Below are 6,828 nucleotides of genomic sequence, written 5' to 3'. Positions count from 1 at the left end.
GTGCGACCTACGGCGGGCTGTCGGCGCTTGGCTGGAGCAGGTTGCGCAGGACCATGTGGAGCACACCGCCGTGGCGGTAGTAGTCGAGCTCGATCGGGGTGTCGATGCGAACCCGGACGGCGAAGGCGATCTCCGTCCGGTCGGAGGCAGCGGCCCGGACGCGAATCTCACCTCCGGGCTGGAGCCCGGACTCCGGCAGCACCAGATCGAAGACCTCGCTTCCGGTCAACCCGAGGGATTGGGCGGATTGGCCGGGCAGGAACTGCAGCGGGAGAAGCCCCATGCCGACGAGATTCGATCGGTGGATGCGCTCGTAGGATTCGGCGAGGACGGCCCGAACCCCCAGCAGGGCGGGCCCTTTGGCGGCCCAGTCGCGCGACGATCCAGTGCCATACTCTTTGCCGGCCAGGAGGAGCAGCGGCAAACCCTCACTCCGGTAGCGCAGCGAAGCCTGGAAGATGCTCATGCGCTCTCCGTCGGGGAAGTGCACGGTGACCCCGCCCTCGGTGCCGGGGACCAGTAGATTCTTCAAGTGAATGTTGCCGAAGGTTCCCCGCGTCATGAGGCGGTCATTGCCGCGCCGAGCGCCGAACGAGTTGAAGTCGCGCGGCTGCACCTTGTGCTCGATCAGGAACATCCCCGCCGGGCTGTCGGCCTGAATGGCGCCAGCCGGCGAGATGTGGTCAGTGGTCACCGAGTCGCCCAGCTGAAGCAGCACCCTCGCCCCCAGGATGCTGGCGGGCTCCGATGCCTGCAGGGGGAAGTCCTGGAAGAAGGGCGGCTCCTGGATGTAGGTCGAGTCCGGCGACCAGGGGAACAGGTCGCCGCCCGGAGCGGGGAGGGCGTTCCATGCCGGGTTGCCCGTGAAGACTTCGGCGTACCGCTGGCGGAACAGCTCGGGCTTGAGCGCCGCCTGCAGCACTTGCTGCACTTCGGCTTGCGAGGGCCAGATGTCCCTCAAGTACACCGGCAGGTTGTCGCTTCCGCTTCCCAGTGGTTGGCGGCGCAAGTCGATATCGGTGGTCCCGGCCAAGGCGTAGGCGACCACCAGCGGCGGCGAGGCCAGGTAGCTGGCGCGCACATGCGGGTTGATGCGGCCTTCGAAGTTGCGATTGCCGGAGAGCACTGCCGTCGTCACTAGGCCGGATTCGTTGATGGCGCGGATGACCTCGCCCGGCAGCGGGCCGCTGTTGCCGATGCAAGTGGTGCAGCCGTAGCCGACCACGTTGAACCCAAGCTGCGCCAGCGGCTCCATCAGGCCGGCTTGCTCCAGATATTCGGTGACGACCCGTGAGCCCGGCGCCAGGCTGGTCTTGACGTACGGCTTGGGTGACAGGCCTCGGGCGGCGGCATTGCGGGCCAGCAAGCCGGCGGCGATCATCACCGATGGATTGGAGGTGTTGGTGCAGGAGGTGATGGCCGCAATCACGACCGCTCCGTGCCCGATCTCGGATTTCGAGCCGTTGCTGCCGACGGTCGCCTTCTGGTCTAGCGACTGCGGCGGCAGGCCGTAGCCGTCGCTCGAAGTCGGCGCTTGTAGCGCCGAACGGAACTGCTGCTGGAGATCGGACAGCGGGACCCGATCCTGCGGCCGCTTCGGGCCGGCCAGGCTGGGCTCCACGCTGGCGAGATCGAGGCGCAAGACGTGGGTGAATTCCGGCGGGGGCGAACCCGGCCCGGCAAACAAGCCCTGCTCCTTGGTATAGCGCTCGACGCGGTCGAGCAGCTCCTCCGGGCGGCCGGTGAGGCGTAGGTAGCGCAGGGTCTCGTCGTCCACCGGGAAAAAGCCAACGGTGGCGCCGTACTCGGGGGCCATGTTGGCAAGGGTGGCCCGATCCGGCAGTGGCAGCGAGGCCACGCCCGGGCCGAAGAACTCCACAAACTTGTCGACGACGCCATAGGCCCGCAGCTGCTGGGTGACGGTCAGGACCAGGTCAGTGGCGGTCGTGCCCTCGGGTAGGGCGCCTGCCAGGTGAACGCCGACGACATCCGGCGCCGCCATCACGATCGGCTGGCCGAGCATGACCGCCTCGGCTTCGATGCCCCCTACTCCCCAGCCCAAGACGCCGAGCCCATTGACCATGGTGGTGTGGGAATCAGTGCCGACCACGGTGTCGGGGAGCAAAACGACCTCCCCCTCGGCCTGCACAGCGTGCACCACGCTGGCCAGGTACTCCAGGTTGACCTGATGGACGATCCCCGTTGCCGGCGGGACGACGCGCAGATGCTCAAGGCGCTGCTCGCCCCAGCGCAGGAACTCGAAACGCTCCCGGTTGCGCTGAAACTCGAGTTCGGCGTTGCGCCGCAAGGCCTCGGGCGAGGCGAAGAAGTCCACCTGCACCGAATGATCGATGACCAGATCGACCGGCACCCGAGGGTTGATCTTGCGCGGATCCCCGCCCAGGCGGGCCAGCGCGGCTCGCATGGCGGCCAGGTCAACAATCGCCGGCACGCCGGTGAAATCCTGCATCAGCACCCGTGCCGGCAAGAAGGGGACCTCAGGACGGTTCTGGGAGTGGGCTTGCCAGGCGGCCAGGGACAGCACGTCCTGCTCGGTGATCTCGCGACCGTTGACCTGCCGCAGCAGAGTCTCAAGCAGTACGCGGATCGTGTACGGCAGGCGATCCAAATCGGTGAGGCCGGCGCGGCCAAGGGCCGGCAGGTGAAAGATCGTCGCCGGCCCGGCAGAAGTTGAAATCTGGCGTCGTGCCCCGAAGGGGTCGGCCCTCATGAGTCTCTCCATCTCGATTGCGGCCCGGAGGGAATGCGCCGACGGGCAAAGCGCCGGGAGCCAAGTATAATCCAACTACTCGCCCCGTCAGCCGAATGGTGAACCGTTCCGTCTGCTTGCGATTGGGTTTGACACTGCGGCGCTTCTTGAGCCGTGGCCCGCGTCTCTCCAAGCCCCTCTCGCCCAAGATCCAACCCAGCCCCGGCCTGCCGGCTCAGCCCTTGTGCGGTTCATGAGCGTGCCCGAAGAGCAAACCACCCGCATGCGGGAAACGCTGGAGCTGCTGACTGCAGCCCGACAGCTGATGGTTCGATCGAGCGATCAACGGCAGCTGATGTCCGACTTCTGCCAGCTGCTGGTGAGCGTGCGCCACTACCCTCTGGCATGGATCGGGTTGGCCCGCGAGGGCGACACGGTTGTCCAGCCTGTGGCGCGGGCTGGCATCCAGGCCGCCTACCTCGACTCGATCTACATCACCTGGGATAACCTGGAGACCGGTCAGGGCCCAACGGGCACGGCAATTCGCGAGCGGGTGGCCATGATCGTGCGCGACGTCGAGACCTCGCCTCATATGGTCACCTGGCTGGAGTACCTGCGCAAACACCGCCTGGCCTCGGTGGTGGCGATCCCGATGCGCCTCGGTCAAGACTCCGTCGGGGCGTTGACGGTCTATTCCCACGACCCCAATGCTTTCGATTCATCGGAGGTCGAGGTGTTGCAGGCCGCCGCCGACGACCTGGCGCACGGGATCCACCGGCTGATGGTCGAGCAGCAACACCTATTGCAGATGCGCCAGCTGGATGTCATTCGCGAGCTGACTGAGGCGATGATCTCGCAGCGGCATGTTCCAACGCTGCTGCAGGATATCTGCCGCAAAGCTGCCGGCTTGCTGAGCAGCACGGGTGGGGCGATCTACCTCGCCGATAACGAACGACGGTTGTTGCGCTGTGTCGTCAGCATCGGCATTGGCCGCGACTATACGGATACCGTCCTCCCCTTCGGGGAGGGTCTTGCCGGAGCTGTGGCCCTGGCCGGGGAGTCGTTGATCGTGCCGGACTACCATGCCTGGCAGAACCGATCGTCAGCCTTCGAGGGGGACCACTCATTCGCGGCCGTGATCGGCGCACCCATGATCTGGCAGGGCCAGCTCCTCGGCGTGCTCGATCTCACCCGATCCTCGGACCAGATGCCGTACACCCAGACTGACGTTGACCTGCTCGAGCTGTTTGCCAATCAAACGGCGGTCGTGCTGCAGAGCGCGCGAGCCTTTGAAGAAGGGCACGTTCGCCTTGGCCAACTCTCGCTGCTGCATGAGATCACGTACGCCGCTCTGCTGGCCACGGATCTGAACCAGCTGCTGCTTTCCCTGGCTGACCGGATGTGCCGCCTGGTGGAGGCCGACGGCTGCTGCATCCGCCTGTGGGAGGGGGAGAGAGAGCAGGCCATCCTGGCCGCCGCCACCGGTGCCGGCACGAATCTGGCGGAGGAGATCTCCCCGGACCTCGGCACCGAGCTGGCGCTTCAGGTGCTGCGGTTCGGCCATCCCATCCAGATGGAGGAGCTTCCGGCAGCGGTGCGCCGCAACGACAGCCCGGCCGGCGCCGCCCCCCAGCCCAGCCTTCTGCTGGTCCCGCTGATGACGGGCAGCGAGTGGCTGGGATCGGCGGAGGTGATCTTCCGCGGCGGGAGCCGGTTGCGCAAAGCCGACGTGGCGCTGGCCGAGCAGGGCGCGAACCTGGTGGCGCTGGCGATCGCCCGCATGCGCACCTTCGAACGGGAGCGGCGGCACAGCGCGGCCCTAGAAGCGGTGCGAGAGGCCAGCCTGCGAATGACGTCATCGCTGGAACTGCAGCCGGTGCTGGAGACCATCCTGACCTCGGCGCTGCACATGCTGGCGGCTGACGAAGCACAAATCTTCCTGGTCGACAAAGGCGAACTGCGCTTCGCAGCTGCGCGCTGGGCCGGCGAGCAGCAGCAGGAACCGCAGGCCCGGCCGCGGCCGGAGGGTATCGCCAGCACCGCCGTCAGCCGGCGTGAACGGATCGTCGTTCCCAGCACCTTGGAGCACCCTCTTTTCGAGGGCTGGAACTGGGATGGCGCCATCATCGCCGTCCCGATTTGCATGGGCGAGCACGTGCTGGGCGTGATGAATGTCGCCTATCTGCGCCCACATGAGTTCAGCGCCGAGGAGCTGTTGCTGCTCGATCTGCTCGAGGATCAGGTGGCCATCGCCCTTCACAATGCGCGCCTGTACCAACAGATGGATGCCGAGCGCCGCAAGCAAGAACTGTTGTATGTGCTGATGCGCCAGATCTCGACGACGCTCGACCCGACGGACGTGCTGCAACGGGCGCTGGTGCTGATTACGGAGCACCTGGGCGGCAAATCGGCCACGGCCTGTCTGTATGACGACGAGAGCGGCGAGCTGCGGATCGTCGCCGGCCACCAGCTGACCGCGTTCGACCGCCTCGAGCTCGAGCGCCTGCTGAACACCGCCCCCGGCCGTGGGCTGCAGGGTTGGGTCGCCGCCCACCGCCTGCCGGTGCTGATCCGCGATGTGCTCCAAGACGAGCGCTGGGCGCGAATCCCAGAGGTGGACGCCGGGGGCGGCTCGGCGTTGGCCGCGCCGATCCTGGCTGGAGGCCAGCTGCTGGGAGTGGTGACCATTTTCGGCGATCAGGTCTTCGACGAAGGCGGGCTGGAAATGCTGGAAGCTATCTGCCAGCAGCTCGGCCTGGCACTGCTCAACGCCCGCCGCTTCGAACAGATCGAGCGCAACCTGGCCGAGTTGACCGCCGTGCAGCAGGTAGGCCGGGTGATCAACCAGCGTCTCGAGTTGCGCCAGCTGCTGCAGGAAGTGATCGAGCAGGTCAGCAGTGTTCTGGGCTATCCCCGCGCCGAACTACTGCTGGTTGACGGCCAGGAACTCAAGGTCGAGGCGTCCAGCGGCGCGCTGCAGGAAGTGGGCACCACCGTGCCCATCAGCCGCGGCATCATCGGCCGTGTGGCAGCAACCGACCAGCCGGCTTTCCTGCCGGATGTATCGCAGGATGTGGACTACCATGCCGCCCTGGCCGACACCCAGTCCGAGATCGCCGTCCCGCTGCACAAGGGCGGGGTGGTGGTCGGTGTACTGAACATCGAGTCACCGGTGCGCGGGGGGCTGACGGTGAGCGATCTGCGCCTGCTGACTTTGTTCGCCGACCAGCTCTCGATCGCCATCGAAAATGCCGCACTGTACGATCGACTCCGCCAGTACACATCGCAACTCGAAAACATGGTGGCCGAACGCACGGCCAAGCTGGCCGAGGCGCTGCAGGCGGCCCGCGAGGCCGATCAGCTCAAGACGCGATTCGTAGCCGACGTATCGCACGAGCTGCGGACACCGCTTACCAATATCCGCCTCTACCTGGAACTCCTGGCGACGGCGCAGGGTGAGAAAGCCCAGGAGTACAGGAAGACCCTCAACCGAGAGACCGACCGCTTGGTGGACCTGATCGAGGACCTGCTTTCGATCTCACGCCTGGACGCCGGAACGGCCGCCATGACTAGGCGGCCAGTGGACCTGAACATCATGGCCCGCAGCCTGGTGGACGACCGCAGGCGCCTGTTGGCCGACCATTCTATCGAGCTGCTGTTTGAACCTCAGGCTGATCTGCCGGTGGTGTATGTGGACGAGCACATGCTCAACCAGGTGATGGCCAACCTGCTGACGAATGCCATGAACTACACGCCGGAGGGTGGGTCGATCCGAGTCGCGACCCGGCTGGTTCCAGGCGAGGCGGATTCCTGGATCACACTGACGGTGGCTGACACCGGAACGGGGATCCTGCCGGATGAGCAGCCAAGGGTGTTCGAGCGCTTCTTCCGCGGCACAGCCAGCCGACAGCTAGGTGTGCCCGGGACCGGATTGGGGCTGGCTATCTGCCAGGAGATCCTGCGCCGGCATCAAGGGCGGATCACGCTGGAAAGCGCTCCCGGCATGGGCACGGCTTTCACCATCTGGCTGCCGCATGCGCCGGCGGCCAACCACAACCAGCCAGGCTAACCCAACCCCATCCCCCGATCGACGGCCTGCCTATCGCCGTGTTCGCGCG

General features: G+C 66.3%; 2 protein-coding genes. One reads left to right on the top strand and one right to left on the bottom strand.

What is annotated here, in order from left to right:
* Window positions 1-7: 7 nt before the first annotated feature.
* Complete coding sequence (gene acnA, locus MUO23_13735) at window positions 8-2,731, bottom strand: aconitate hydratase AcnA (GenBank protein ID MCJ7514011.1); 2,724 nt, start codon at window positions 2,729-2,731, stop codon at window positions 8-10.
* A 232-nt stretch (window positions 2,732-2,963) separates the two neighbouring features.
* On the opposite strand from acnA, the gene MUO23_13730 reads away from it, so the two are divergent.
* A complete protein-coding gene (locus MUO23_13730) occupies window positions 2,964-6,779 on the top strand; it encodes a GAF domain-containing protein (protein MCJ7514010.1) in 3,816 nt (1,271 codons plus the stop codon).
* Window positions 6,780-6,828 lie beyond the last annotated feature (49 nt).

It is taken from the genome of Anaerolineales bacterium (assembly GCA_022866145.1).
In the GTDB taxonomy this organism is placed as follows: domain Bacteria; phylum Chloroflexota; class Anaerolineae; order Anaerolineales; family E44-bin32; genus PFL42.
This window is presented reverse-complemented; position numbering and strand designations above follow the sequence as displayed.

Excerpts from the sequence above, each read along its gene's own strand:
- acnA (MCJ7514011.1), bottom strand. The coding sequence starts at position 2,731 with ATGAGGGCCGACCCCTTCGGGGCACGACGCCAGATTTCAACTTCTGCC.
- MUO23_13730 (MCJ7514010.1), top strand. The coding sequence starts at position 2,964 with ATGAGCGTGCCCGAAGAGCAAACCACCCGCATGCGGGAAACGCTGGAG.